Below are 25,681 nucleotides of genomic sequence, written 5' to 3' on the forward strand. Positions count from 1 at the left end.
ATTAGATTGCCCACGCCTTCTGGCCGGGTTTGAGCGGCACGCATCCATCGTAACGACCCGGTACGGCCACGTATTCGAGCGCCTGCGTACAGCCCACTTCAGACGTGAAATAGCCCGTCAGCGTCAGGTCTTTCAGGATGGTGAAGAACGGCGTGTATTTCTTCTTGGCCTCGGGCATCTGCAGGTCGGCCTGGGAGTTCTCGACTTTCGTCACTTCACGGGTGCCGGCCATCTCAGCTTTCAGCCGCTTGGCGTCGGCTTCGAGCGCCTTCACGATCTGGATACGCTGGGTCGGGTCGAGCTGCACGAAAGCTTTGCCATAGGCGTCCTGACTCAGCTTGTTGGTCTGGGCCAGCCCTTCGAGGAACCGCTTCTGATCGGCCTCTTTATAGCAGTCTTTTATGAGAACGTCAATAATTTCATTCACCCGGGCGGCTTTTGCGCCGGGGGTGCTGGTTGTTGGGATGATGGTATCGGCCAGTTCGGCGACCGTAGCATCCTGATCAGCCGTAAAGAAGACGGGTTTGCCGGTGAGGGCACGACGGGCAACCGAAGCTTCGAGCGTATCGGCCAGCGCTGGCAGCGACAGGGTCGCTCCAGTCAGCAGGGCTACCCGCATAAGGGCGTCTCTTCTGTTCATAGGCGTAGAGTGCGTTAAACTTTCAAATAGAACGAAGTAAGGAAACACAAATGTATAACAATCAAGGACTGGATTGTAGAATTCAGGGACAATGTGCCGAAAAAATAATGAGTATAAATTAAAGTGACAGTTCTTTAATCGGCCCCTCCCGAACGATCGCTCTCTTCAGATTATCAACTACTTACAAACTACTTTGTAATCAATCCGGGTCAGGATAGGCTGAACCGGCACCGGGCGCATAGCAGACTGGTACAATTTTAGCCCTTCATGCCGATCCCGGCGGTTTATGATTTTCGCAGGCAGTGTTCACGGGCAGGTCAGTTGCCGGGCTCAGACGCCAAAGGGATACCCTTCCGGCATCAGGCCCGCGTTAGTGTGCAGATCGAGCGGATGCAGCGCCCGCGTCTGATCGAGGTACAGAAAAGCATCGTAACGACGGGCCAGTACAGTTGGCACGTAATTGCCGTATTGCTCGCGCTCGGGTCGGTACACAACGCCGATGGCGCGGTGACCGCGTTCTTTGGAAAAGCGTTCGTCGGGCTGCCCGTCAAAAATCAGTAGCCGGTCGGTGGCCTGTTCGCGGTGGAGCAGGGCTTCCACACTGCCGGACCGGGCGGGCGGTACGGTCATGGACTCCATCGACGCGCCCCAGTGGCGACCGGCAATCACGCTCCCCTGATAGGAACCGAACCCCACCAGCACAACATCGTCGGGGGCCTGCTGCTGCCGGACAAGCTGCCCCACATTCACCATGCCTTCCTGCGCCATGTCGGTATAGCGCGCGTCGCCAATATGGGTGTTGTGTTCCCAGACAATGCATTTGGCATCCGGGCCGTGGTGGGTCATCAGCCGGTTCAGGGTTTCGACCATGTGCGTATCACGAATGTTCCAGGAGTTCTCCTCGTAAGAATACATGCTCTCGTAGTAGCGTTCGGCATTGACGGCCACCCAGGCGTTCATTTCGGCATTGAGGGCAGCCTCGGGCTCGTGATCGTAGGACGAAGCTTTCCGGCGGATTTCGCTCAGCAGTGCGGTTACTTCCCGGCGACAGGACTCCGATAGCTGGGCCACTGCCTGAGCGTACCGCCGTTCGTCTTCGCCGTAGGGCTGGAAGCACTGAACGACCTCATCAACCAGCCGGGCTGTTTGCGGGTCCTGCTGCTGCTTCAAAACCTCGTTCAGGACTTCGACCGACTCCCACAGACTGTACACGTCCAGACCGTAAAAACCGACTTTTCTGCCATCGGGCTGGTGTTCATTGTGCCGACGCAGCCAGTTGGCCAGAGCGGCAATTTCGTAATTAGCCCACATCCACGTAGGCCAGCGCTCAAAGCCCTGCAGGACGGCCATTACGTCGGTACCAGCGCCGGGATACGCTTTCACGAAGCGGTTGATGGCGTAGCAGTCGGGCCAGTCGCCTTCAACGGCAATGAACGAAAAACCGCGCTCCTCAATGAGTCGTTTGCTGATGCGCGCCCGCCAGGTATAGTACTCGTGCGTGCCGTGTGAGGCCTCGCCCAGCAGGACGTAACGAGCCTCGCCAATGCGTTCCAGCAGCGGGTCGAGATCGGCCTCGCTGCGCAGACGAAAGGATTGCGACTGAGTTTGCGGTTGGTCAGTCATAGCCGTTCCGGTTTCAGTTATTAAGAACTGATGGCGCGGGCTTCACTCCCAGGCCGACGCCTACGTATCCAACCAACTGTATAGACAAAAGTTTGACCGTAACGGCAATGTTCATTACGCCTGAATCAGCGCCCGTTCTTCGGCGGTCAGGTCGTATAAAGCAAATACGAGTTCGTCTAGCTGACTCTCCTGCGTCGACGTATCGGCCTTCGGGTTTTCGCGCTTAGCCGCCAGAATTTCATCGACCAGACCAATCAGCGGAGCCTGCGCTTCGGGCGTTACGTCGGGAATTGGGATTTGTGCGATATAGACCGGCTTGTACTCGAAATAACCGTTTTGTTTCGTGGATGAAATCTGACGCATCAGGAAGTCCGTTGCCCGCGAGTTCATAATCGCCAGTACATACTTGTTATCCGTTCCAATGATCGTTGTCTTGTCATTGGCGTATGCTCCTGATTCATTCCAAACGCCTGCAGGCACTTTACTGGTCGCCGGAAGAAGGATGTGAGGCTTTTCAAATTCTCCAGAGCAATCAACCTCATATTGAATTTCGTACCATTTATAAGTTCCTTCTTTTCTTCCTTTCCAAATTTCTTTATACCCCTTTGGTTTTGGCGTTAACTGCGCTTCAAATTGCTTCAGATGGGCGAGGATTGCCGGATACTCGTTTATCAGAATACCCCGGCGGGCGAAAATCAGATTCTTATCCGCTACGGGCGTCTGGTAGCGTTTGATGTCGCGGCCCGCCAGAAACGGCTTGATGACCTCGGCGCTGCGGGGGTCTTCGTCAATCAGTCGCTGGCGCGTCTGGGCGTTGATAACAAAGGCTTCGTTCAGACCGGTTAACACACCCCGAAAAATCTTGTCGTTGACGTATTCGCGCAGGGGTTTGCCCGTCTGCCGGAGTTTGGCGAGCAGGTTCTGCACCGTTGCGTCGGAGAGTACCCAGCCGCCATCCTGCAGCGACTCCATCGGCACCTCGAACGTCCGGTCGGCGAGATAACCCGCCAGCCCCGCCTTGCCGAACTTCAGCGTATCGACCTGCGCGGCCCGCAGCGTTCCAACAGCATCGGCGTTCCGGATCGCCAGAATACTCGGGTAGGTCGTGGCCTCGTCAAACACCGGCAGATCGCCAAAATCGGTAATCTGCTCGACGGCTTTAGTGCGGAGCCATTTGCGGAGGCTGGCCCCGTAGCCCGCCCGCATCCATTTGTTCGGCAGGATATAGGCAAACTGCCCGTTGGACCGCAGCAGGTTCAGCCCCTGCTCGATGAACATCACGTACAGGTCGGCCGTACCGGCATACGTATTCGGAAACGCCTTTTGAAACTGCACCTTGTAGTCGCCCAGTTCCTCCTGCCGGATATAGGGCGGATTGCCCACCACCACATCGAAGCCAACGTAATTCCCGGCTTCGTCGAGCACTTCGGGAAACTCGAACCGCCACTCAAACGCCTGCTGAAATACGCGCTGTTTCTCATCGAAGGCACGCCGTTTGGCTTCCAGCTGATCGGTCAGGCTCTGAAGCCGGTCGTCCTGACTAAAGAAATCGAACGTCAGCGCCGACTGCGCCAGTTTGGCTTCGAGCTGGCGAATGTCGGCATAGTCTTTCTGGTCAACGAGCGCGATCTGGTGCATGAACTCCCGAAACTGCCGGATGCGTCCCCGAATCCGGTCTTTCTCGGCTTTATCGCGGCAGTGCTTATAGGCCAGTACGTCCACGCTATACCGCTGAAAGGCGGGCAAAAACTTCTCCCGCATACTCTGGTTCCGCAGCGTATCGACCCGGAAGCCCGTCCCGAACCGACTCACCAGCGAGTTGCCCGCCTTGAGGTTGATGTCGAGGTTAGGCAAAGTTTGCAGCTGACGAGAGGAAGAGGGAACGCTGCTCTTTCCTCCCGTTTCTCCTACGTAATAAGCACTTTTGAGCAGCTCGATCCAGAGCCGCAGCCGGCAGATATTGACCGAGTTCGGGTTAATATCGACCCCAAACAGGCAGTTTTCGATGAGTGTCTGCTTTTCGTGAAAGATCGTTTCCTGCACGCGCTGGGTTTCCGTGAGTTGCGCCGAGCCGGACGCGCGGTGGTTGGGTGTCGTAATACCCCGCGCTGCGTTTCCAAGCCCCGGCGCGAAATACTGAAACGGCTCGCCATCCTCGTCGGTAATGACCAGCTCGTCGTTTACGATGCTGATATCGTAATGGCGCAGGCGTCGGCCGTCGCGGTCGGTCAGGATACCCAGCTCGGCTTTGAGGGCAATGAGTTCGTTGAGCGCCGACACCAGAAAGTGGCCACTGCCCACGGCCGGGTCCACAATCCGCAGTGAATTGATTAGCGCGTTGGCTTCGCCCATACTGATTTCACCCAGCCGGTTGTACAGAGCCGTTACATCGGCGCACGCCCAGCCAAACCGCTCGTTGAACCGGCTCAGAACGGCCTTGCGGATAGCCTCGCGCACCATGAACATCGTCACGAAACCGGGGGTAAAAAACGAGCCGTCGCGGTAGCCGTTCAGCTTCTCGAAGATCAGCCCCAGCACAGCCGCGTTGATGAGCGGCTTGTTTTCGGGCTGTACCTCGGCGGGACCATCGGACGAGAAGTCGTAGGCATCCAGAAATACCAGCAGGTATTGAAGCGTTGGCAACTGACCGGTCAGGCGCTTGCCGTGCTGGTCTTTCAGGGCGGTCTGCCCGAACAGGGGCAGTTCGAGCCGGTCTTTCAGCCCTTTGATCTTGAGCGTTCTGCGTTCCAGTTCGGTCAGCTCAAACAGCGAACTGTTCAGGTACGGCACCGGTCCCGGCCGCGACCGGTCGAAGCGGTTCACGATTCCGGCTGGTCGGTTAGCTTCCGGCACAGCCAGCACCTCAAAAAACAGTTCGTTCAGCTCGTCGAACTCCCGGAGGTGCCGCGAGGTCAGGAATTGCACGCTCCGGTCGCCCCGGTGGTAGCGCACAAGCTGCCCTTCCAGCAGTTTCAGAAACAGAATCCGGTTTAGCCACGTAATGCACAGCCCCAGCCCGACGTTGAACAGCTGCTCGTCTTCATCGGCCCCGTACTGTTCGGGATGATCTAGATCGGCCAGCGCATTATCGACCCGCAACTGGTTGATTGTGTTTTCCAGCAGTGAGCCTTCATTCCGTTCTTGCTCCGGCAGACGCTGAATGAGCTTACGGCCCCGGCTGGCTGCCCCACCCTCCATCGTTTCATGCAGCCCCATAATATGGAGCAGTTCGTTGTAGAACTGGCGGTTAAGTGTGTTGGCATCATTGGCAAACGGCAGCTTGAGCAGATGTTCCGGCGAAAACAGCTTATAGACCGGAATCAGCAAACGGTTGCCTTCTGCCGGGGGCAGGACCAGCGCGTCGGCGGTTTTACGCAGATCGAGGCACGTAACGGGCACCTCGTCGTCCAGCTCGCGCAGAATCCGGGCCACTTCGGCATAAAAGAATGTATTGTCTTTTTTCTGTTGCTGCTTGATCTGGTAGAGCTTCCGCAGCTTGGCGTTGTCGTAGAAAAAATGCCGGAAGTCGTTTTCATCGAAGATAAACCAGTTATACACATCTGTGATGATCAACTGGCTGATGGCGATATTCTGGTGGCGTTCGCGCTCTTCGAAATAGTAGAGAATCAGCTCATGCAGCGCCTTTACGTTGTTCTTGAGCGTGGTCATCATCTCGGCTGCAAACGCCTTCTTCGTTTCAATGATAACGCCGGGCAATGAATCCTGGCTGCTGGGCCCGCGATGAATGACCAGATCAATCCGCTCGCGGGTATTGATTTCAAAGTGGTCGCCGTAGAACGCTTCGTGAAGAAAGCCTGCCACGATGTTTTTCTGATGCTCTTCGGATTCGTCCTCATCCATGCGCGCGAACAGCCGCGCCAGCGCCCGCCGGAAGGTATCCATGCGGTCCTGGGTAATGGATTGTTTAGCGTACGCCTTGTTAAGCGATTGAGTGGGTTTACGGAGCTGAAGCCTCATAGGGGGACAAAGATAACCCCGGCCGAAAGACCGGGGCAACGGATAGCCAATAAAGCTGATGCTGACAGCGCACCACCGGTAGCGACTGGATTAAAGTACGTTTGGATTTAAGCCTAATTCGACCCGCTTCTACTTTCCAAACAGCTGATCCCACAAGCCTTTTGCCTTTTCCTTGGCGGCTTCAATCTGAAGGGCCGCTTCCGCTTTGAGTTCGTCGAGTTTGACCTGCGCAGCTTCGAGCTGTACGGTCGCTTCGACCTTCAACTCTTCAAATTTATCCTCGGCCGCGTCGGCAAACTCATCAACTTTGACAGCCGCTACCGCAAAGGCGGCATCCGCCTGCTCCTGTAGTTTAGCCAGCGTTTCGGCGGTGGATACTTTCGCGGCTTCAAAATGCTCCGTGGCTTTTGCCTTGATACCGTCTATATCAATGTCTTTCCCAAACTCCTGCGCTTTCGCTACCACCTGATCTTTTAATTCATCAAACTGCGCAGCAGCCGCTTCGAGGTGGTGCCCCGCTTCGGTTTTGAACGCTTCGAGTTTCTCGGCGGTGGTGGTTTTGGCAGCCTGCACCTTTTCGACATCCGTCGGTTTGGGGTTATTTTCCATAAGATACTATAGGATTGGATTTGGTTAAACGTAAGAAGAAAGCCCTAATAAACTCAAAGCGAACGTGCCAGGCCAGAAACCCCTATTTTCCGGTTCGTCCTATCTTAACCTAGTCGTCGCACGATTAAGCCGTTCACCAGTTCGAACAGGTTGGCGGGTTTGAGCGTCCGCCAGTTGGCGATATCGAGCGTACCGCCGAAGTTAATGTAATAATCGAGGTGATATTTTTTCCATTCACGTTCGATGAACTCGGGCGAGTGGATAGCGGCAATCCAGCCATCTTCGACATCCTCAAACCACTCTTCATAATAACTGTCGTCGGAGCCGTGGAAGTTAAGGATGTTTTCGCTGATCAGGATAAAGTATTTGATACCCTCGCCCACGAGCGGGTCCACGACCTGCCGCTTCAGGTACATGACGTCGTTATGGAGCGTATCGTTCCACTCGCCAAAGAGTTCGATCACCACAAACTGCCGGTCGTAGTTCGCAAACAGAATCTTGCAATAGAGCGTTTCCGAGCCGATTTCGTCCCAGAGCGGGTGGATATAATAGCCGTATATGTCGTTTTCGTACTGCTGCATGTTATACTCCCGCTCGTGGAACGGCGATCGTTCGTCTTCCGATGCGGTATAGTATTTCTCCCAGCCGTAGAACGGTTCAATGTCTTGCATGGTCGAGGTAACAGGCCCGATGGTTTCAGGGTGGGCCAGCCTCAGGAATAACGCCAGATTTCAAGCGTTTGTTGAATGAGATTATGGGTATGTTTACAACATGAAACCCGTTAGCAGGAATATTCTTATTACCGGCGTCTCGACCGGTATTGGCTACGGCGCAGCCCGTCAGTTCATCCGGCAGGGTTATACCGTTTTCGGCAGTGTACGTAACGCGACCGACGCCGACCGGCTACAGGCTGAATTCGGCCCAGCTTTCCGTCCGCTCCTGTTCGACGTAACCGACGCCGGTGCCGTAAATGAAGCCGCCCGGCAACTTACGCAGGAACTCGCCGACGGTGGTCTAGGTGGGTTGATCAACAACGCTGGTATCGCCATTGGCGGGCCGCTGCAATACCAGCCTCTCGATACGATCCGTCGGCATTTTGACGTCAATGTGCTGGGGCTAATACAGGTAACGCAGGCATTTCTGCCCCTGCTGGGCGCCCGGCCAAACCATCCGGTACGGCCGGGCCGGATTCAGAACATCAGTTCGGTCAACGGGCAGGTAGCCATTCCGTTCATGGGGGCTTACGTAGCCTCTAAACACGCGCTCGAAGGACTCTCGCACAGTCTACGCCGGGAGCTGGCTCTGTTTGGTATCGAGGTCGTGATTGTAGGGCCGGGCGCGGTCAAAACGCCTATCTGGGGCAAAGGAACGGACATCAGCGCCTACGAACAGACCCCCTATTACCCGGCCATGCAGAAGTTTCTGAAGCAGGTTCAGCGTGCCGAAGACCAGGGGTTTCCGGTCGATTATCTTGGCGAACAGATTGTCCGGATTCATGAGACACCCCGGCCGCGCATCCGCTATGCGCTGGTGCCCAATAAACTCACCGGCCTGGTTCTGCCCATCCTGCCCGCCCGACTCATGGACTGGCTGATTGGCCGGTTCAGCGGTCTACGCCCAACGTCCTGAGCAGGACCTGGCGTGGGATTTACGTTTAACGATGTTTCTGAACCGATGCTTAAACCTGCTTTTCAAAAAGACGATACGCTGCTCGCCGATATCGAAACCGCCCGTAGCCAGCCCAACCGGCTGCATATCTGGTGGCTGGGGCAGAGCGGTTTTCTGCTCCAGTACAACCGAAAACAGCTCCTGTTTGACCCTTATCTGTCGGATTCCCTGAGCCACAAGTATGCGAATACCGATAAACCGCACGTCCGTGTTTCGGAACTGGTCGTTGATCCTGGCCGGTTAACGGGCATTGATGTGGTTACGTCCAGTCATAACCATACTGACCACCTCGACGCCGATACGCTGAAACCCTTGTTAACCGCCAACCCAACCGTACAGCTCGTCATTCCCGAAGCTAACCGCGCGGTTGTTGCCGACCGGCTCGGCATCGAGCCCAACTGGCCGGTGGGCATGAACGATGGACAAATCATTACGGTAGCCGACGTTGTGTTTCATGGCGTTCCGGCCGCCCACAATGAACTCGAACGCGATGCCGAAGGGCGCTGCAAATTCATGGGTTTTGTCGTGGAGATCGGTCCGTACCGGGTGTATCATTCGGGCGATACGCTCTGGTACGAGGGCATGGTCGACCTGCTGAAACCGTTCGCGGTCGATGTAGCCTTTCTGCCCATTAACGGCAACAAACCCGAACGGCGCGTGGCGGGTAACCTGAACCCCGACGAAGCCGCCCGGCTTGGCCGCAACATCGGGGCCCGGCTTGTTGTACCACATCACTACGATCTGTTCGCATTTAATACCGCCGACCCCGCCGACTTTGTGCGAGCCTGCAAACAGCAGGGTACGCCCTACCGGGTTATGCAACTGGGTGAACGCATTACGGTGTAATCTGGCCCCGGCGGGTCAGTATGAGTAAATCTGACTGGGGGCTGAGTTTACCCCGTAACAGTCACCTTTTCAGCGGCCTGTGGAGAGAACAGGCAAACCCAGGCAGTACAGCATTTGTCATTCCTATGAAACTTCTTCTTTTCCTACTTGCTCCCCTGCTGGTTTGCGCCCAGACGCCCAAGCCGAACTTCAAGATTCAGGTGGTTGATAATCAGATTGACATTGGCTATGGGCTGGCCATTGGCGACGTCGACGGCGACCGTAAGCCTGATATTCTGATGGCCGATCAGAAAGAGTTTGTCTGGTATCGGAACCCCGGCAACAAAACCAGCCCGTGGACACGCTACGTTATGGCGGCCAACCTGACCCCGCAGGATAACGTCTGCATTGCCGCCCGCGATCTCGATGGCGACGGGCGCGTAGAGGTAGCCGTAGGGGCCGGCTGGAATCCGGCCGAAACCAGCGACAGTACGAAATCCGGCGCTGTTTTCTACCTGATTCGACCCAAAGACCCAACGCAGCTCTGGGAGTCGGTACGGTTGCCGCATGAGGTAACGACCCACCGGATGCGCTGGGCGAAAACGGGCTCTGCTTATCAACTGGTTGTTGTGCCGCTGCACGGGCTGGGCAACAAAAACGGCGAAGGCCGGGGCGTTCGGGTCTGGGGTTATGAGCTGCCCAAAAATCCACGCGGTGCCTGGAAGCGACACCTGGTTGATTCAACGCTGCATTTGACGCACAACTTTGAAATCTGGGAAGATGGCCCGACTACGGGTCTGATTCTGGCCGGAAAGGAAGGCGGTAAAATTCTGGAATGGAAAAATGGCGCGTGGCGTTACATGCCCGACGAGGCCGCCCGTAACGCGCTCGGCCTGCTCACCAACAACGTAGAAGGCATCGGCGAAATCCGGCGGTTCAACAACGGCAAGGGTATTGCGACCATTCAGCCCATGCACGGCAGCTTGCTGCAGGTCGAAAATGGCTATTATTCGCTCAAAACTCCGCGCGCAGTCATCACCGATAAGGAAATCAGCGTGCTCACAGACAAGTTCAGCCAGGGGCACGCGCTGGTGTGCGGTGATTTTTTGGGGGTGGGCCACGACCAGATCGTAGCGGGCTGGCGCAATCCGAATGCCGAAGGGAAAGTTGGCGTCCGGCTGTTTATGCCCCAAGACACGGATAATTTCCAGGGTTATCCGCTGGACGACAGCGTACGAATGGCCTGCGAAGACCTTCAGGCCGCCGACCTCGACGGCGATGGTGATTTGGATCTGATCGCATCGGGCCGGGCAACGCTGAACGTCCTGATTTACTGGAATCAACTAAAACCCTGACCGTTTGCCGAGCTGATGAGGCTGTGCACAGCCGGAAGCAGAGGTTACCGCTTGTGTAACTGGCCGGCCATTGAACGTAGAGCCGACGCCAGACCTTCGAGCCGGTAGGCAATATCACCTTCCGACCCCATCCGCGTACTGAACTCAACGGTTTGCGTAGCCAGCGTTTCCAACAGGCTGCTCAGCTCACCGGAGTTGATTTGGTCGCTGCGCAACTGGGTTTTCACCCGTTCGAGCGTATCAGCAATCTCGACCGTGTTATCGCTTTGCCGCAGTTCTTCCAGCCACTGGTCAATAATTCCCGTGCCGTTCTGGGGCGTAGCATTGATCAGATCGGCCTCCAGAACACCCATCGTTGAGTCGAGCAGATCGGTTGATTCTTCGTGATTGAGCATGGTCGTAAAGGATTGAGTAAAATCAGGAAACCATTAGTGGCCGTCCATCAGAACTGACTGGCGAAGTTACGTAAGGCAGTGGCCAGTTGCCGAAGCTGACGGGCGTCGGCCTCTTCAACGACGGGTTCGTGCGAAATAGCCGACGTATGACTGGCCATATTCAGCAGCAGCAGCCGGATTTTATCCCCGTCCAGATCCCCCGATTTCAGGAGGTCCCGCAGCATTTCCAGTTCTGCTACAATCCGTTCGGCACCGACGTCGCCCCGTAAGGGGTTCAGCCAGCCTTCGATCAGCAATATGCCCCGCTCAGGAGTGAGCATGGTGGTATTCCCATCCCCGAACGCCCCCAGCGTGTCGGTCAGCATCCGGTGTTCTAGTGTGTTTTCTGCTCCTTGCATAGTATCGTGAATGAAATAGGTCTAAAAAACAGTCGGGCAATGGGCTGTAACCGCTACAAAACAGGTTATAATTTACGGCCGAGATTCCGTAGAAACGCTGCCAGACTTTCCAGATTACCCGTCCAGTTCCCTTCAGCGCCCGAAGCTTCGGCGGCCTGCTGTGCCTGACCGGCCAGTCGCTCTATCACCTGCCGAACATGTTCATTGTTAGGTTGCGAAGCCTGCAATTCGGCCCGCAACTCGTTGAACGAACCTTCGAGCTGACTCAGTTTTGGGTTACCCTGTAACGCCTGCAGCCAGCCGTCGATGAGCATGACGCCCTGAGCCGGCGAAAGTCCGGCCTGATCAGCGTCCCGGAAGGTTACCAGCGTATCCTCGAGCATTCGCTCTTCGAGTATGTTCGATCCCATAATTTTCAGAGTACAACCTAACCAGTCCGCCGACTTTCGCGAGTCGGCGGACTGGAAATTATTAAAGTTGGGCGGCAAACAACCGCAGCGACGTTGCTACATTTTCGAGCTTGCCAGCGGTTTGCTCCTGAATATTCGTTCCCTGTGCAATCTGCGACGTATGGTCAGCCAGCGTAAGCAACAGGTCACGAATCCGGTCCGGGTCCGGGTTAGCGAATTGTAATTGTCCGCGTAACTCTTTCAACCGACCTTCAACGATTTCGGTGCTGGTATTACCTTCAATGACTTTCAGCCAGCCATTGATGAGGGTTACGCCATCGGCGGGTGAAGCCGACGTTACGTCGCCCAGGCCGCCGGTTGTCTGCTCAAACAGACGTTGATCTAATGCGTGTGATGCCATGGTTTGTCAAATTCAACGAGTCTTACATTGCCGGGTACTTCGGCCCCAAATCGTACCGCTTTACGATACGGTTGAAAATTGACCCGCGAAGTTGCGCAGGGCGGTTGCGAGCGTTGTCAGCCGCGAAGGCACGTCTCCTTCGGTTTTGGTTGCCATCTGCTCAGTTTGATCGGCCAACTGGTTCAGCAGGTTCTGCAGCCGGGTAGGATTCGGCGCACCGGTTTGAAGCTCTTCGTGTAGCGCCCGCAGCGGCTCCATGACGTCGCCGGCGGTATGGTTATTTTTAATGGATGAAAACCAGTCAGTAATCAGCGACATGCCTTCCTGGGGCGAAGCTGCCTGACCCTGATCGAAAGCCCGGATGGTATCGTCAATCAGCGTAGTTGCCGATGAGCCGTTCGTTTGAGAATGTTGATTAGCCATAATTCGTTGAGTACCGCCCAAGCGGTTTTGTTATGTCAGAATAAAACCAGTCTGCTACCGGTTTGTTTGCCGGTCCGTAAAAGAGTGGCTGCATGAACGAGCCTGCCCGGGTCAGGGCCGTCTACTGTTCACGCAGCCACTCTTCCTGTTCAATTAATACTGGGATCGCCCTCCCGATGAGCCGCTGCCCGAATCGGCCGTACCGCCCGAAACTCCGGAGCGCTGCGTACCGGAATTGGCGCTGTAATCGTCCCCGTTGGAGCCGGTACCGTAGCCCGAACCATAGGGACCACCATCCTGCGGCCGGCCACTGTCGCCCGATGAAGCCCCGTAGGCGCTGCCGCTCTCCGATTCTCCCTCCTCTTCGCCCATCCCCGACGAACTGCCCGTGGTTGCGCTCATGCCGCCATCGCTGCCGGTGGTATCATCCATACCCATAGCGGAGTCGTTGGTGCTGACCGTACCGCCCGTGCTGCGGTTCGACAGGTCGTCGTCATGATTGGTGCCGAACGCCGACGCGCCGGTGCCGCTAGTCGTCGATTCTCCGCCAACGGTGCTGGTCATGGGTGCCTGCCCGCCCGTCCTGGCCGGACCGGCAGAACCGCTCATCTGATCGGCAAAGCCCTGAAGCGCTTCTACCAGCGCCTTCAGCCGGGTTTGCACATCCGTTTCGGCTGAATCAGCGGCCGATTCTACCTGATCAATCAGGTCGCGCAGTAGCTCCGATATATGGTCACCATCGGGGTTGCCGCTCTGGAGTTCAGCTTTTAGATCGCTCAGGCCGCTGGCGACCGTATCGGTACTGTTCTGGTCGCTGTTGCGCAAAGCGCTGATCCAGCTGTCAATGAGCGAAATACCATCCATCGGCGAAATGCTCGTTGCATCGCCATTAAAGGCGTTGATGGTGGTCGTAATCAGGTTCGAAGCGTGTTGGTCAAGTGCCATAGAATAATCGCGGTTAACTGGGAAAGCAGGCCCGATTGCGTTCTTCGTCCGAAGCCCTGCTTTACCGGACTGATTGGTTTATTGATTAATGGAACCGGTTACCTGCCGGTGCAGATTTTCGAGCGTAGCAATCAGCTGCGCGAGTTCGACCTGTTCGGCGCTGGCTTCGGCCGAGGCCGCTACTTTCTGCGTCTGGTCGATCAGATCCTGCAGCAGCGTCGCAATGCGCTGATTGTCGGGTCTGTTATGCCGCTGTAAGGTGTCGAGTTCGGCCCGCAGACTTTCAAGCGTATCGGCAATATCGTCGGTCACTTCATCACCGGTCTCGTCGAGCCGGTTGAGCCACTGGTCAATCAGCGACAGCCCGTCGGTAGCCGTTGTATCGTCAATGGCACCTTCAAACGTGTTCACCGTCTGCTCGATGAGCGAAATCTGGTTTTGGTCTTTCGAGATCATCGGAATTAGGTTTATTGATTACCTGATTGAACAGAGCCAGCTCCATATAGACCCCGCGCAAAATCGTTCAGGGCCGTGGACAGGTTCTGCAGTTGCTGTTTATAGGCTCCATCGGCAGCATTATTACCCAGGTCAATGGTTGCCCCGGCGAGATCCCGCATAACGCGCTCCACCGTTCGCATATCGTTGTTGTTGAGTGCATCGCGAAGCTTCTCGAGCGGCTCCGCCACCCATTGCGTGCTTACGTCCGAGCGCACCACGCCAATCCAGTCCTGAATCAGATTGACGCCTTCATCGGGCGACGTTGCGGGTGCGCCACCACTCAGCATCTGTAGCGTATTGTCCAGGATCGAGTCTATTTTCTGATCGTGCTGTGCCATGTGTGTATTGTTGTTCGGGGTTTTGTTGACTAATACAGAGCAGACGCGTGGCGCTGACGCCCGGGGCTCAAAGCGCGCCCAGATCCTGTGCGAACGAGCGCAGTAAATCGGCCAGTTGCTTCAATGAATTGGTGTAATGACCTTCGGCTGAGCGCGACAGGTGTTCGGTCTGCTGAGCCACCTGATTGAGCAGGTTGCGGACGCGGTCGGCATCAGGCTGCATATTACTCAGTTCATCGTAGAGCGCCTGCAGGCCTCGTGCGGCTGGTTCGGCACCGTCCGTATGATTGAGAACTGAGATCCAGTCTTTAATTAAATCGGCGCCGGTCGCGGGTTGCAGATCCCGTTGCTGCAGGGTCTGCAACGTCCCTTCGAGCATCGCCGACGGATGAGCGTGTGCCATAACGTTGAATCAATTAGTTTTGATTTAAAGAACCGCTCTCCGTATGGATTGTTCTTTGGAGTGCCTGTTTTCACACAAAACCTATTGACTGAATCGAATTCGAATGGACGCGACTCGTTTACTACCCGACGTGCAGTATCAGTTTGCCCGCAGCGGGGGGGCCGGTGGTCAGAATGTCAACAAAGTAGCCACGAAGGCGGAGTTACGGTTCAACGTTCGCCAGTCGCCCCTGCTGACCGATGCGGAGCGGGCTGTCCTGGAAGATAAGCTGGCTACTAAACTAACGACCGAGGGTGAGCTGGTGCTGACCCACCAGACCGAACGGACACAGCTGGCCAATAAAGAGAAGGTAACGCAGAAGTTTTATCGGCTCATTGAAAAGGCTTTTGAAAAGCCAAAGCCCCGGAAAGCCACAAAACCCTCGAAGGCATCGGTAGCGGAGCGTATCGCCGGGAAAAAGCGAAAAGGAGAGGTAAAGGAAGGACGCCGAAAAGTGGATTACTAAGCCCGGTAAACCAAATCGGCCCCGATGTGTCGGGGCCGATTTGGTAAGAATTCAATTTTACAGCTCGCGGATCTGGATGTTGCGGTACCAGACGCGCTCTTTAGGGCTGTGATTTTGCAGAGCGATTTTGCCTTTAGCATGTGGCGTAGCGTAAGGCCAGCTGGCAAATTTGCTTTTGGCGACCATTTCTTTCCACTGGTCGGTTCCGTACTCATACTCAACGACTTTCTTACCGTTGAGGTAGTGTTCAACGTGATTATTGTTCACCACAATCCGGCCTTTGTTCCATTCGCCCGCTGGCTTTGCGGCATTCATATCAGAGGGCGGCTGAACGTCGTAATTGGCCCCCGTCAGCTGGCTGTCTTTGAGTTTATACGGCTTGCCTTCGCCATCCAGATACCCTTTGTCGTCGATAACCTGATACTCCGGTCCCGACATGTAGGTTGATTTGATATCCGGGCTGTCGATTACTTTATACACAACCCCGCTGTTGCTGCCCTTCGGAATTTTGAAATCGAACTCCAGTTCAAAGTTTTCGTATTCCTTATCCGTTACGAGGTCGCCCCCCGTACCATCGGGTGTCATGGTTCCGTCCTCAACAGACCAGCCAACGACCCCGTCTTTATGGTAGCTGTGCCAGCCTTTAATGGCCTTTCCGTCGAACAGCGACGTCCATTTAGGTTTCTTGATGGGGGGCGCGGCAAACACCATTGTGCTGAGTAGCAAGCAGGGAAGAAGGAATTTTTTCATGAGCTTCCGGAATGTTTTACGGGTTAAAGGTATAAAAAATCCCTTAGCCTATGATTTTCTAAATCGCTGGCTAAGGGATTTCGGATTGGAAACTATGCGCTCATCTGCGCACCTAGGTCGCCATTTCACGGGCGGCTTCCGGATCGTTGTATTTCCGGTCCAGACCTTCGGTTGACTTCTGATCAGAGCGGTCGTTACCCTGAATCATGTCCTGAGCCGTCACGCTGCTTTCGTCCATCATTTCGCGGGGCAGCTGCTGGGCTTCCTGACCTTCTTCAGGCCGCTCACCCGGCTGATACTCGTCTGCATCTTTTGCGTTTACGTCGTACGGGCGCGCCGAATCACCGGTATCCGGCTTAACTTCCATTCCCTGATCGTCGGGTGCAGCGGCTAAACCCTGATACTGGTTCCCAGGCACAGCCGCGCCCGGTATCAGGTCGTCGGCCGACGAGGGGGGCATCGGTGGCCCCGCCGTAAACGTAACAAAATTTAAAGCGCTTTCACCAGCCTGCCGGACTGAGCGGGCGTTAATCTCATGCGAACGATCGGGCTGATCGGGCTCCTGGATTTCGGGCTGCTTCGGCTGTGGCGTACCCGGCAGGTCGGGTATCTCCGGTCCCGGATCGGGATTGTAGGGCGGTGTTTCGGGGATACCCGGCACAGGCTGTGTCGGATCGCCGGGCGTACCCGGCGTTGGCGGAATCATGTCGCCCGAAGGATAGACGACAGATGGCACATAACTGCCATTCGCCACCTGCCACAACCCGAACGTGGTCGTTGGCGTAGCATCATTACGCTGTTCGGTGCGACCATTCGGTTCGTCTTCGGAAGGCAGACCTGTATTGACCGTTGCGCCCGCATCGGGATTACCCGTAATATCGCCCACGGCAATCGGATCGTCGGGCATCACGCTTGGGTCGAACATCGTACCCGCCCGCAGAGCGGCATCCGAGTTTTCGTATTTTTTCTTGTCATCACCCTGTAAGGCCCGTTCCTCGTCGCTGCCCACCCGAATGCGGGGCATGTCATCCGAAACGTCGGCGTCTGTATCTCCGATCGGGACCAGTTTGCCATCCACCAACTTTACCATGTTGGTTTCGGCTTGATCGGCACTGAACATGGTTTCAGCGTGTTCGCTCGAAACGTTGTCGGCCTGTCTGGCGCCATCGGAAAGATTTGCGTTGTTTTCCATGATCGTTGTGAATGTTTTGGTCTATGGAAAACCACCGGAGACAGAAAAGGTTTGAGGCCCTCAAGCCGCACCGATAATATCTCAGTATTACTTGAGTGCGTCGAACAGGATCTCCGCCGGGTGCTGCGCTTTCCGGCCGGTACCGTCCTTGATCTGGTGACGACAGGACGTTCCGGCTGCCGAAATGATAACGGATTCGGTTGTGTTCCGCACCGCCGGAAATAACACCAGCTCGCCAATCTGCATCGACAGATCGTAATGCTCGGCCTCGTAACCGAATGAACCGGCCATGCCGCAGCAACCGGATGGAATCAGCTGCACCGAATAATTTTTAGGTAACGACAGCACTTTCTTGACCGGCACCATGCTCGACAGGGCTTTCTGGTGGCAATGGCCGTGTACTTTTACCTGACGCGCTTCGGTCGTGAACAGGCTCCGGTCAATCCGTCCGGCATCAGCTTCGCTAGCCAGCCATTCTTCAAATAGAAAGGTATTTCTGGCGATACGCTGCGCGTCGGCTTTCAGCTCGGTCGGGACCAGATCGGGGTACTCGTCGCGGAACGTCAGGATAGCCGATGGCTCCAGACCAATCAGGGGCGTTTCGTCGGTAACGAGGTCTTTGAGCAGGGTTACGTTCCGAATGGCAATCTTCCGGGCATCTTCGACCAGACCTTTCGACAGATACGTCCGGCCACTCTCGACATGCTCCGGAATACGGACGCTGTAGCCTAATCGCTCCAGCAACTGAATGGCTTTCTGGCCAACTTCCACGTCGTTGTAGTTGGTAAACTCGTCGCAGAACAGCAGAGGGCCTGGAGCCGATGGCCTGGGTACAACCTTATTCGCGCCCTGCCCCCGGCCCTTCGCCCAGTGCCGCAGGGTTGTGCGGGCCAGCTCGGGCATGGTCCGCTCGGGATGAAAACCAACGGCGCGGTTCGCCATGCGCCGGATCGCAGGGGTATTGTACATGGCGTTGTAGGCCCAGGGTGCCAGACTCGCCAGCGACATCAGGCGGGTAAAGTTTCCAACCAGCCGGGACCGGATCGGAACGCCCCGTTCGGCATATTGCTGCTGGATGAACTCGGCCTTCATACGGGTCATATCGACACTGCTGGGGCATTCCGCCTTGCAGCCTTTGCAGGACAGGCACAGGTCCAGTACCTCGTTGACGGCTTCGTAGTCGCGGTAGGCAGGTTTTTCCTGGTTCGTATAAAAGTGCCGCAGGATGTTGGCCCGCGCCCGGGTCGTATCGCGTTCGCGCCGGGTGGCCATATAGCTGGGGCACATTGTTCCACCCGAAATTTCGGTTTTCCGGCAGTCGCCCGAACCCGAGCACTTTTCGGCCAGTTCGAGCAAGCCGCCATCCCGCGAAAAATCAAAAATGGTTTTGGGTTGCGGCACGACTACGTCGGCTTCCGAACGTAACGACTCGTTCATGGGGGGCGTATCGACCACCTTGCCGGGATTGAACGTATTGTGCGGGTCCCAGAGCGTTTTGACGACTTTGCAGAGCAGATAATTTTCGGGGCCGAGCATGAACGCGATGCACTCGCCCCGCAGCCGCCCGTCGCCGTGTTCGCCCGACAGCGAGCCGCCGTATTTTTTCACCAGTTGGGCCGTATCCATCAGCAAGGCCCGGAACTTGGCCCGTCCTTCGGAAGACTTCAGGTTGATGAGCGGTAGCGCGTGGATTTCACCGGCTCCGGCATGGGCCGAATATTCCAGTTTCAGGCCGTGCTGCTCCCAGGCCATGCGGTCCAGCTCGTCAATGTAGTCGGGCAGGTCGTTTACATCAACGGCCGTATCCTCAACCACATTGGCCGGTTTATCGTCGCCGGGAATATTGTACATGATACTCAGGCCCGCCTTACGTAACGCCCAGGGTTTTTTCGTGTCTTCGTCGAACAGAACCGGGTAGGCGTAACCTAACTCTTTTTCCCGCAGGGCATGAACAAACGCGTCGGCCCGCTGCGCAACGCCTTCCGCTGTTTCATCAAAAAACTCAACCATCAGGATTGCCTTCGGGTCGCCTTCAACAAAATAGCGGTTCTTGGCCTGCTCAATGTTAGTTTTGGTGAGTTGCAGGATGTAATCGTCCACCAGTTCGGAAGCCGAGCAGCCGTGCGCCAGCGCCACCAGATTCGCTTCCAGCGACTGCCGGATGGTATTGAAATGAGCGCAGACCAGGGCCGTTTCTTTCGGCGGCAGCGGCAGCAGATTCAGTTTGGCTTCGGTAATAAAGCAAAGCGTACCCTCCGAACCGGCAATCAAATGCGCAAAATTGAACGGAGCCTCGGCCTGGAAAAAAGGAAGCAGGGCATCCAGCGCGTAACCCGTATTCCGGCGCGTTACGGTCGGTTTGGGATAGCCGTCGCGGATATTTTTCTGGACGGCAGTATCCGACAGCCAGTCGCGGAACTGAACGTAAAGCCGCTGTTCGAGCGGACTGACGACGTTTTCGCCCCGGCATTTGGCCTCGAACTGCAACCGGGTAAGCGGCCCGAACGTTACTTCGGCTCCGTCGCTCAGCACCGCCCGAACTTCCAGCAGGTGATCGCGGGTGGTGCCCCAGATAATCGAGTGTAGGCCACAGGAGTTATTGCCGATCATACCGCCGATCATGGCCCGGCTGGCCGTGGACGTTTCGGGGCCAAACAGCAGACCGTGCGGCTTGAGGAACGCGTTGAGATCATCGCGGATAACCCCCGGCTGCACGCGCACCCACTGCGCCGGCGCGTTCACCTCCAGAATCTGTCCGAAGTACTTGGAAATATCGACGACAATCCCGCTGCCAACGACCTGTCCCGCCAGCGACGTTCCAGCCGCGCGTGGAATCAGCCCCAGGCTATTGGTCTGCGCAAACCGCAGTAGCCGCTTGATGTCGGCAACGGATTTAGGCAGGGCCACCGCCACCGGCATTTCCTGATATACCGACGCATCTGTCGCGTAAAGCACCCGCTGGGCAGTATGTTCGGGCGATTCATCGAAATACAGGTCGCCCTCGAACGAAGGCTGTAACGTAGGAAAGGGCGGTTTGGGCGTCAGGCGAAACATAGACGGGGGTTCTGGCTTTTCGGGAAAGACCGGAACGATTAATCTTGCTTAATTCTCCGGCTCGGTACGGATTACGTTGGTTTACGAAGCGGGTGCCAGCCGGAAACAGAAAAGCAATAACCATACGGATTATTGTTTCATAAAGGTACGAAAAAGGAAAACGTCCGACGCAACTCCGGTCCGGATCAAGTGCCTGCCAGCGCTGCCCATCCACGAAACTACCGATACATGTCAGCAGGGATTAACCCGCATAAGCCGAAGCAGGAGGTAGCTCCTACCTGTAAACATAAAATGGAGTGCAGGCACTGGACGACCTGCCCGGTACCTGCACCCCATTCGTGATGGCTCTATCTCTTATTGATTCAGATAGACGCTGCCGTTGCTGGCTGAGATATTGACGGCAATACCGCCCCCATTTAGCTTACCCCGAACATGATCTTTTTCGACGGAGCCGCTGAAGTTGGACAACGTACCGACGTCAACCCGGTTGCCACTCAGGTTCAGGTCCAGGCCTTTATTGAGCGGCATCTTCACCCGGATGCTGCCGACGCTGGTATTCAGCCGGACGTATTCGCCCAGTCTGGCAATGCTGACCTCTACGCTGCCCGCGCTGGTACTGGCATCGACGCTGCCCGCTACGTTAGCGAGCCGCACCGATCCGCCCGACGTTCCGGCTTTGATCTCGCCTTCGATATCGCTACCCCGAACACTGCCTCCGCTGGTCTGCGCATCAATATCGCCTTTCAGGTTGTTCAGCTCGATGCTGCCGCCCGACGTGTGCAGTCGCATATTGCCCGACGACGCGCTGGCATGAATTGACCCACCCGACGTTTGCAGGTCGATATCTTTCCGGCAGCGGTCGAGGTGTATGCTGCCCCCGGAGGTCTGGCCGTTGATGTCCCCTTCCACGTCGGTCAGGTGCAGGCTGCCGCCACTGGTGCGGAACCGCTGTTTACCGTTCAGGGCCGACAGATGGATGCTCCCCCCCGAGGTGCGCAGATCCGTAGTGAGGTTGCGGGGTGTATAAAACTTAAAGCTGATGCTCAATGCATGCTTCCAGTCGTTGGTGTTGCTCCGACGCCTGGCGGTGGCTACCAGCGTACTTCCCTCCTGCGCAATAGTGATGTCGTAGTCTTTAAGCCGATCTTCCAGTTCGGCTTTATCTAACTTGTCATTTGAGTTATTAGCCCGAACATACATTTCAATTTTCGCGTTGCGGTCGGTGCCTCCCTCTACGGTCAGACTACCGCCCGACGTTTCGGCCCGAACAGCGGAAATATTGCCGGAGTAGGTCTTGGTCAAGTAAGGCGTATCGTCATTGCGATGCTGATTTGGGAAGATAAATGAGGTCAGCGATACAACGCCGGCACTCAGTAAGGTCAGGAGGAACTGATTGCGTTTCATAGATTTACCTGGTTATGGCGTAAAGATGTCCTTTCGGGTACGAAGGTTGCACCGGGTGGCCTGAACCAGTTATAAATGTTCTTCCTGGTCAGTATCAAGGGCTACATCAAAACTAACAACATATTGATAGTCAACAATAAACATTATTTCGTAACTAGATGAGATCATTACGTCTTCAGCGGTTCATGGTGCTTCTTCTCTGGCAACTTTTTTAGGCGATACCCCCACCAAGCAGTGCAAACGCCAGCGGTTGCCACTACTATTTTTAGCGAACCGTTATCTCTACGCGCCGGTTTTTGACGCGCTCATGCTCAACCTGGTTATCAGCCACCGGTCGGGTACTGCCGTAACCCCTGGGCTCAATTCGGTCGTCGGCGATACCGTGACGGATGAGGTAAGCCGCAACCACTTTCGCCCGGTTTTCGGATAGCGCCAGGTTCAGACGCGGATCGCCCACGTTATCAGTATGGCCCGCGACCTCTATTCGCCACTGCGGATTCTTATTGAGTGTCTGAACCAGCCTGTCCAGTTCAGCCGTCGATTCGGGCAGCAATACGTAACTGCTTTGCTCAAACTTCACATGACGTAACACAAACGTCTCGCCTGGCGGCAATTCGGGCGCAGGTTCCGCTACCTCCCGGCGAACCGGCACATCGGCCACCACAACCGTACTGGCAACGGGCTGATCCGTCATGACTGGCTTTTTGACGGGCGGTTTGGTCGTTGTGGGTTCAGATACCGATTTTACCAGCGCTACCGGGCGTTTGCGAACCGGTTCAGGCGACGAAACCGAAGCGACCTTTGGTGCTGGTGCGACAGACCCGGACGGGAGGGTAATGGCCGGAGCTGATTGCCGGAAATAGCGGGCGGTAATCGGCTCACCCGGTCCACGAAATCGATCCAGAACACTTACCTCAGCGTCGGGCCGTTGCCAGAACAGGTCAATAACGCCCCCCAGCATGTCGTTGAAGTATTCAATCTTCAGGTCATAATAGTGCCCCGCCTGCAGTACCACACTGCCGGTGAAGTTTTTAGAGTCGTTCAGCCGCCATACGTCCATCACTTTCTGATTGCCGACCCATATCCGGATGCCGTCATCCACTTTGGCAAAGAACGTATAGCGGCCCGACGCCGGTGCCAGCAGCTTTCCCGTCCAGCGTACGGAATAATACGACTGATCGACGCCCGGACCGGGACTATGCGCTTTCCATGTAAAGCTGAGCTGCGGGTCAATACGCGTCAGGACCTTTCGTTCGAAATTGGTCCCGTTGTAATATTCTCCTTTCAGGCCCGGCTGCGCTCTGGCGGCTGCCATCAGTACAAGCATTGTACAGAGGAAAACGATTCCGGTTTTCATAGCCAGATAGGGGTTACAGCTCTGGTTGGTAAAGACGATGCGGACTCCTTCCGTTTGTTGGCCAATCTACTCTGTTCGCAGACTGTTCACGGGATTTGCCAGAGCGGCTTTTACGCTCCGGAAACCGATTGTCAGCAAGGCAATTCCTATCGCCAGCAGGCCCGCCCCGGCAAACATCCACCAGGCCAGGTCAATTTTATAGGCAAATTCCTGTAACCAGCGGTGCATGGCATACCAGGCCAGGGGCGAGGCAATCAGGATGGCGATCAGAACGAGCCTGAGAAAATCCGTTGAGAGCAGCGCGACAATACTGCCTACCGATGCGCCCAGCACTTTCCGAACGCCAATCTCTTTGGTCCGCTGCTCGGTGGCATAGGTCGCCAAGCCAAACAGGCCCAGGCAGGCAAGGAAGATAGCCAGCAAGGAAGCCGTCGTGAAGATTCTGCCGTATTGCTGCTCAGCCTGGTACTGCTGATTGTACTGCTCATCGACGAAGAAAAATTCGAACGGATTACCCGGAAAACTGGCTTTATAGAGCCGTTCCAGCTCGCTTAGTTTTGCTTGCATCTGGCTGGTAGCCAACTGAACAGTCAGGTTACCGCCATAACTGCGCGGCAGGAAAATAACCGGCTCGATCACTTCACGCAGGGATTGGTGATGGTAGTCTTTCACAACACCAACGATCTCGTAAGGCTTCCCCCAGTTGATAATCTGACCAACCGCAGCCTGCGCGGATGCGAATCCCAACTGGCGGACGGCCCGCTCATTCACCATCACTTTGGCGCTTTTCTCCCAGCCCGCATCACACTGCGCGGGCGTGAAGTTTGCGCCAGCCGCTAAGGCAATGCTGTACGTTGTCAGAAAGCGGTCGTCAATGATACCCATGGCGTAACCCTTCTTCTCATCATCTGGGCGAGGGTTTTGTCTGGTGATGCCGCTGGCGGTGAAGTTGTATGAATTGCCCGGTACAATGCCGGTGTTGGAAACGTTCGTGATATAGGGTAACTGATCCAGATCGTGCTGGAGGGCGGCCGCCCGCTGCCGGAAGGAGTCGTCCTTGCCTACCTCAGGACCTTTAATAACCACGCGCTGCGCCAGACTTAAACCGAGGTTCTGATTTTGCATGAACAGCAGTTGGCGGTACAACACGACCGTCCCGATAATCAGTATGACCGATACGGCGAACTGAAACACCACCAGCGTTTGGCGGAGCAGCCCGCCCTGCGTACTGCGAACCGAGGCATTTTTAAGCGTATGAATTGGCTGAAACGACGATAGCACGAAGGCTGTATAGCCACCCGAGGCAAGTGCCCCGACGACCAGTAACCCCAGCCCCAGAAGCCAGAACTGGTTCGTCATCAGGATTGCCAGCGACAATTCTTTCTGAACCAGTTGGTTAAACAGCCCCTGAAACATGCCAACGAGCAGCAGCGCCAGTCCGAAGCCTGCCGCATTGAGCAGCGTTGATTCACCCAGAAACTGCGAAATCAACTGTCCTTGTCCGGCGCCGACAACCTTGCGAACGCCGACCTCTTTCGCCCGTTTCAAGGCGCCAGCCGTTGACAAATTAATGTAGTTGAACCACGCAATGGCCAGAATCAGCACGGCGATACCACCGAGCAGATACACAAAGCCCAGGTTACCCGTTGTCCTGTACGGATCGCTCAACGAAGCCGCCAGGTGCATGTTTGTCGCCGGCTGAAGCAGAATCCGATTCTGGTCGTCAGGGCGCTGTTTCTTCCAGAAAGCGTTAAAATTATCTGTCAGCGACTGGTAACTGGCGTCCGGCGTTAAAGCCAGGAAAGTGGTTACGTATGAGCCATCGAACGCATCCAGCCGTGCCCAGCTATTGCCGTTGAGGTTAGCCGGATTCGCCAGCGTTTCGAGCGAGAACACCATGTCGAAACGCAGATCGGAGTTGGCGGGCATATCGGCATACACCGCCGAAACGGTATAGGGCGTCTGCCCGAACTGGTTGTTCAGCGTCAGAATCTGGCCAACCGGTTCGTCATTCCCAAAATATTTCCGGGCCTGCGTCGCCGAGATAGCGACCGTGTTGGGCTGGTTCAGGGCCGCTGCGGCTCGTCCCCGAAGAACCGGAAAGCTGAAGAGCGTAAAGAAACTCCCATCGGCATAGGCAATATCGCTTTCACGGAATGATTTTCGCACTGACTTGCCATTACCTGAGCCATACGTAACGATGCCATCCGCAGCCGACTCAGCTACGCGGCAAAACGCCCGGACGTCCGAAAACTGCCGACTCCCGAGCGGGGCCAGGGCCGGGGCCATATCCGTCCAGACATCACCGTCTTTGTTCTGCATCAGCACGCGGTAGAGCGTAGGCAGTTGCGTATGGAACTGGTTATAGCTGCGTTCGAAACTGATGTATTCCAGGATGAGCAGAAAAGCCGCGATGCCGAGGGCCAGCCCGCCCGTGTTGAGCAGGCTGTATAAAGGTGCCCGCCACAGCTTACGGACGGCAATCTTAACGTAGTTATAGAGCATAGCAGT

At 55.9% G+C, this 25,681-nt stretch carries 24 protein-coding genes; 4 read left to right on the top strand and 20 right to left on the bottom strand.

Annotated elements, in window-relative coordinates; genetic code table 11:
- Position 1: 1 nt before the first annotated feature.
- The 5 genes from HNV11_RS19680 to HNV11_RS19700 all read right to left on the bottom strand — a co-directional run bounded on the left by HNV11_RS19680 (position 2) and on the right by HNV11_RS19700 (position 7,521).
- Positions 2–640 (bottom strand): gluconate 2-dehydrogenase subunit 3 family protein, encoded by a 639-nt coding sequence (locus tag HNV11_RS19680; protein WP_240163583.1) that lies wholly within the window; start codon positions 638–640, stop codon positions 2–4.
- A gap of 330 nt (positions 641–970) precedes the next feature.
- Complete coding sequence (locus HNV11_RS19685; protein WP_171741292.1) at positions 971–2,263, bottom strand: erythromycin esterase family protein; 1,293 nt, start codon at positions 2,261–2,263, stop codon at positions 971–973.
- 114 nt (positions 2,264–2,377) lie between these two features.
- On the bottom strand, positions 2,378–6,241 hold the full coding sequence (locus HNV11_RS19690; protein WP_171741293.1) for a class I SAM-dependent DNA methyltransferase: 3,864 nt from the start codon (positions 6,239–6,241) through the stop codon (positions 2,378–2,380).
- A 129-nt stretch (positions 6,242–6,370) separates the two neighbouring features.
- Positions 6,371–6,850 (bottom strand): hypothetical protein, encoded by a 480-nt coding sequence (locus tag HNV11_RS19695; RefSeq protein ID WP_171741294.1) that lies wholly within the window; start codon positions 6,848–6,850, stop codon positions 6,371–6,373.
- 104 nt (positions 6,851–6,954) lie between these two features.
- The gene (locus HNV11_RS19700) at positions 6,955–7,521 is read right to left on the bottom strand and encodes a hypothetical protein (RefSeq protein ID WP_171741295.1); all 567 of its coding nucleotides are present in this window, start codon (positions 7,519–7,521) and stop codon (positions 6,955–6,957) included.
- Positions 7,522–7,621: 100 nt separating this feature from the next.
- On the opposite strand from HNV11_RS19700, the gene HNV11_RS19705 reads away from it, so the two are divergent.
- The 3 genes from HNV11_RS19705 (at position 7,622) to HNV11_RS19715 (ending at position 10,698) form a co-directional block, all read left to right on the top strand.
- Entirely contained in the window at positions 7,622–8,479 is an 858-nt protein-coding gene (locus HNV11_RS19705) for an SDR family oxidoreductase (RefSeq protein WP_171741296.1), read from the top strand.
- Positions 8,480–8,524: 45 nt separating this feature from the next.
- Positions 8,525–9,364, top strand: coding sequence for an MBL fold metallo-hydrolase (locus HNV11_RS19710; RefSeq protein ID WP_171741297.1), 840 nt, complete (start codon positions 8,525–8,527; stop codon positions 9,362–9,364).
- 125 nt (positions 9,365–9,489) lie between these two features.
- Complete coding sequence (locus tag HNV11_RS19715; RefSeq protein ID WP_171741298.1) at positions 9,490–10,698, top strand: FG-GAP repeat domain-containing protein; 1,209 nt, start codon at positions 9,490–9,492, stop codon at positions 10,696–10,698.
- A gap of 44 nt (positions 10,699–10,742) precedes the next feature.
- Here the strand turns inward: HNV11_RS19715 and HNV11_RS19720 are convergent, their stop codons facing one another.
- The 9 genes from HNV11_RS19720 to HNV11_RS19760 form a co-directional block, all read right to left on the bottom strand.
- The gene (locus HNV11_RS19720; protein WP_171741299.1) at positions 10,743–11,093 is read right to left on the bottom strand and encodes a hypothetical protein; all 351 of its coding nucleotides are present in this window, start codon (positions 11,091–11,093) and stop codon (positions 10,743–10,745) included.
- A gap of 47 nt (positions 11,094–11,140) precedes the next feature.
- On the bottom strand, positions 11,141–11,491 hold the full coding sequence (locus HNV11_RS19725; RefSeq protein WP_171741300.1) for a hypothetical protein: 351 nt from the start codon (positions 11,489–11,491) through the stop codon (positions 11,141–11,143).
- Positions 11,492–11,556: 65 nt separating this feature from the next.
- Positions 11,557–11,901: a hypothetical protein gene (locus HNV11_RS19730; RefSeq protein ID WP_240163585.1), complete on the bottom strand. Its 345-nt coding sequence runs from the start codon at positions 11,899–11,901 to the stop codon at positions 11,557–11,559.
- Positions 11,902–11,962: 61 nt separating this feature from the next.
- Positions 11,963–12,301, bottom strand: a complete 339-nt coding sequence (locus HNV11_RS19735; RefSeq protein WP_171741301.1) for a hypothetical protein — start codon at positions 12,299–12,301, stop codon at positions 11,963–11,965.
- A 60-nt stretch (positions 12,302–12,361) separates the two neighbouring features.
- Positions 12,362–12,724: a hypothetical protein gene (locus tag HNV11_RS19740; protein ID WP_171741302.1), complete on the bottom strand. Its 363-nt coding sequence runs from the start codon at positions 12,722–12,724 to the stop codon at positions 12,362–12,364.
- A gap of 153 nt (positions 12,725–12,877) precedes the next feature.
- Positions 12,878–13,669: a hypothetical protein gene (locus HNV11_RS19745; protein WP_171741303.1), complete on the bottom strand. Its 792-nt coding sequence runs from the start codon at positions 13,667–13,669 to the stop codon at positions 12,878–12,880.
- Between the two features lie 78 nt (positions 13,670–13,747).
- Positions 13,748–14,125: a hypothetical protein gene (locus HNV11_RS19750; RefSeq protein ID WP_171741304.1), complete on the bottom strand. Its 378-nt coding sequence runs from the start codon at positions 14,123–14,125 to the stop codon at positions 13,748–13,750.
- 11 nt (positions 14,126–14,136) lie between these two features.
- Positions 14,137–14,505: a hypothetical protein gene (locus HNV11_RS19755; protein WP_171741305.1), complete on the bottom strand. Its 369-nt coding sequence runs from the start codon at positions 14,503–14,505 to the stop codon at positions 14,137–14,139.
- Positions 14,506–14,572: 67 nt separating this feature from the next.
- Complete coding sequence (locus tag HNV11_RS19760; RefSeq protein WP_171741306.1) at positions 14,573–14,908, bottom strand: hypothetical protein; 336 nt, start codon at positions 14,906–14,908, stop codon at positions 14,573–14,575.
- Between the two features lie 103 nt (positions 14,909–15,011).
- Here HNV11_RS19760 and arfB point away from each other — a divergent pair, with 103 nt between their 5' ends.
- Positions 15,012–15,413: an alternative ribosome rescue aminoacyl-tRNA hydrolase ArfB gene (arfB, locus tag HNV11_RS19765; protein ID WP_171741307.1), complete on the top strand. Its 402-nt coding sequence runs from the start codon at positions 15,012–15,014 to the stop codon at positions 15,411–15,413.
- Positions 15,414–15,470: 57 nt separating this feature from the next.
- On the opposite strand, the gene HNV11_RS19770 is transcribed toward arfB, so the two are convergent.
- The 6 genes from HNV11_RS19770 to HNV11_RS19795 all read right to left on the bottom strand — a co-directional run bounded on the left by HNV11_RS19770 (position 15,471) and on the right by HNV11_RS19795 (position 25,675).
- A complete protein-coding gene (locus HNV11_RS19770) occupies positions 15,471–16,163 on the bottom strand; it encodes a 3-keto-disaccharide hydrolase (protein ID WP_171741308.1) in 693 nt (230 codons plus the stop codon).
- A 112-nt stretch (positions 16,164–16,275) separates the two neighbouring features.
- The gene (locus tag HNV11_RS19775) at positions 16,276–17,355 is read right to left on the bottom strand and encodes a hypothetical protein (RefSeq protein WP_171741309.1); all 1,080 of its coding nucleotides are present in this window, start codon (positions 17,353–17,355) and stop codon (positions 16,276–16,278) included.
- A gap of 87 nt (positions 17,356–17,442) precedes the next feature.
- Positions 17,443–20,409 (bottom strand): FAD-binding and (Fe-S)-binding domain-containing protein, encoded by a 2,967-nt coding sequence (locus tag HNV11_RS19780; protein WP_171741310.1) that lies wholly within the window; start codon positions 20,407–20,409, stop codon positions 17,443–17,445.
- A gap of 354 nt (positions 20,410–20,763) precedes the next feature.
- Entirely contained in the window at positions 20,764–21,813 is a 1,050-nt protein-coding gene (locus HNV11_RS19785) for a DUF4097 family beta strand repeat-containing protein (protein ID WP_171741311.1), read from the bottom strand.
- Between the two features lie 265 nt (positions 21,814–22,078).
- Entirely contained in the window at positions 22,079–23,140 is a 1,062-nt protein-coding gene (locus HNV11_RS19790) for a PA14 domain-containing protein (protein ID WP_240163587.1), read from the bottom strand.
- Between the two features lie 96 nt (positions 23,141–23,236).
- Positions 23,237–25,675, bottom strand: coding sequence for an ABC transporter permease (locus HNV11_RS19795; RefSeq protein ID WP_171741313.1), 2,439 nt, complete (start codon positions 25,673–25,675; stop codon positions 23,237–23,239).
- Between the last annotated feature and the right edge of the window lie 6 nt (positions 25,676–25,681).

The organism is Spirosoma taeanense, assembly GCF_013127955.1.
GTDB classification, from domain to species: Bacteria; Bacteroidota; Bacteroidia; order Cytophagales; family Spirosomataceae; genus Spirosoma; species Spirosoma taeanense.

What these genes read in the sequence shown, in the direction of transcription:
- HNV11_RS19680 (WP_240163583.1), bottom strand. Translation starts at nt 640, where the DNA reads ATGAACAGAAGAGACGCCCTTATGCGGGTAGCCCTGCTGACTGGAGCG.
- HNV11_RS19685 (WP_171741292.1), bottom strand. Translation starts at nt 2,263, where the DNA reads ATGACTGACCAACCGCAAACTCAGTCGCAATCCTTTCGTCTGCGCAGC.
- HNV11_RS19690 (WP_171741293.1), bottom strand. Translation starts at nt 6,241, where the DNA reads ATGAGGCTTCAGCTCCGTAAACCCACTCAATCGCTTAACAAGGCGTAC.
- HNV11_RS19695 (WP_171741294.1), bottom strand. Translation starts at nt 6,850, where the DNA reads ATGGAAAATAACCCCAAACCGACGGATGTCGAAAAGGTGCAGGCTGCC.
- HNV11_RS19700 (WP_171741295.1), bottom strand. Translation starts at nt 7,521, where the DNA reads ATGCAAGACATTGAACCGTTCTACGGCTGGGAGAAATACTATACCGCA.
- HNV11_RS19705 (WP_171741296.1), top strand. Translation starts at nt 7,622, where the DNA reads ATGAAACCCGTTAGCAGGAATATTCTTATTACCGGCGTCTCGACCGGT.
- HNV11_RS19710 (WP_171741297.1), top strand. Translation starts at nt 8,525, where the DNA reads ATGCTTAAACCTGCTTTTCAAAAAGACGATACGCTGCTCGCCGATATC.
- HNV11_RS19715 (WP_171741298.1), top strand. Translation starts at nt 9,490, where the DNA reads ATGAAACTTCTTCTTTTCCTACTTGCTCCCCTGCTGGTTTGCGCCCAG.
- HNV11_RS19720 (WP_171741299.1), bottom strand. Translation starts at nt 11,093, where the DNA reads ATGCTCAATCACGAAGAATCAACCGATCTGCTCGACTCAACGATGGGT.
- HNV11_RS19725 (WP_171741300.1), bottom strand. Translation starts at nt 11,491, where the DNA reads ATGCAAGGAGCAGAAAACACACTAGAACACCGGATGCTGACCGACACG.
- HNV11_RS19730 (WP_240163585.1), bottom strand. Translation starts at nt 11,901, where the DNA reads ATGGGATCGAACATACTCGAAGAGCGAATGCTCGAGGATACGCTGGTA.
- HNV11_RS19735 (WP_171741301.1), bottom strand. Translation starts at nt 12,301, where the DNA reads ATGGCATCACACGCATTAGATCAACGTCTGTTTGAGCAGACAACCGGC.
- HNV11_RS19740 (WP_171741302.1), bottom strand. Translation starts at nt 12,724, where the DNA reads ATGGCTAATCAACATTCTCAAACGAACGGCTCATCGGCAACTACGCTG.
- HNV11_RS19745 (WP_171741303.1), bottom strand. Translation starts at nt 13,669, where the DNA reads ATGGCACTTGACCAACACGCTTCGAACCTGATTACGACCACCATCAAC.
- HNV11_RS19750 (WP_171741304.1), bottom strand. Translation starts at nt 14,125, where the DNA reads ATGATCTCGAAAGACCAAAACCAGATTTCGCTCATCGAGCAGACGGTG.
- HNV11_RS19755 (WP_171741305.1), bottom strand. Translation starts at nt 14,505, where the DNA reads ATGGCACAGCACGATCAGAAAATAGACTCGATCCTGGACAATACGCTA.
- HNV11_RS19760 (WP_171741306.1), bottom strand. Translation starts at nt 14,908, where the DNA reads ATGGCACACGCTCATCCGTCGGCGATGCTCGAAGGGACGTTGCAGACC.
- arfB (WP_171741307.1), top strand. Translation starts at nt 15,012, where the DNA reads ATGGACGCGACTCGTTTACTACCCGACGTGCAGTATCAGTTTGCCCGC.
- HNV11_RS19770 (WP_171741308.1), bottom strand. Translation starts at nt 16,163, where the DNA reads ATGAAAAAATTCCTTCTTCCCTGCTTGCTACTCAGCACAATGGTGTTT.
- HNV11_RS19775 (WP_171741309.1), bottom strand. Translation starts at nt 17,355, where the DNA reads ATGGAAAACAACGCAAATCTTTCCGATGGCGCCAGACAGGCCGACAAC.
- HNV11_RS19780 (WP_171741310.1), bottom strand. Translation starts at nt 20,409, where the DNA reads ATGTTTCGCCTGACGCCCAAACCGCCCTTTCCTACGTTACAGCCTTCG.
- HNV11_RS19785 (WP_171741311.1), bottom strand. Translation starts at nt 21,813, where the DNA reads ATGAAACGCAATCAGTTCCTCCTGACCTTACTGAGTGCCGGCGTTGTA.
- HNV11_RS19790 (WP_240163587.1), bottom strand. Translation starts at nt 23,140, where the DNA reads ATGCTTGTACTGATGGCAGCCGCCAGAGCGCAGCCGGGCCTGAAAGGA.
- HNV11_RS19795 (WP_171741313.1), bottom strand. Translation starts at nt 25,675, where the DNA reads ATGCTCTATAACTACGTTAAGATTGCCGTCCGTAAGCTGTGGCGGGCA.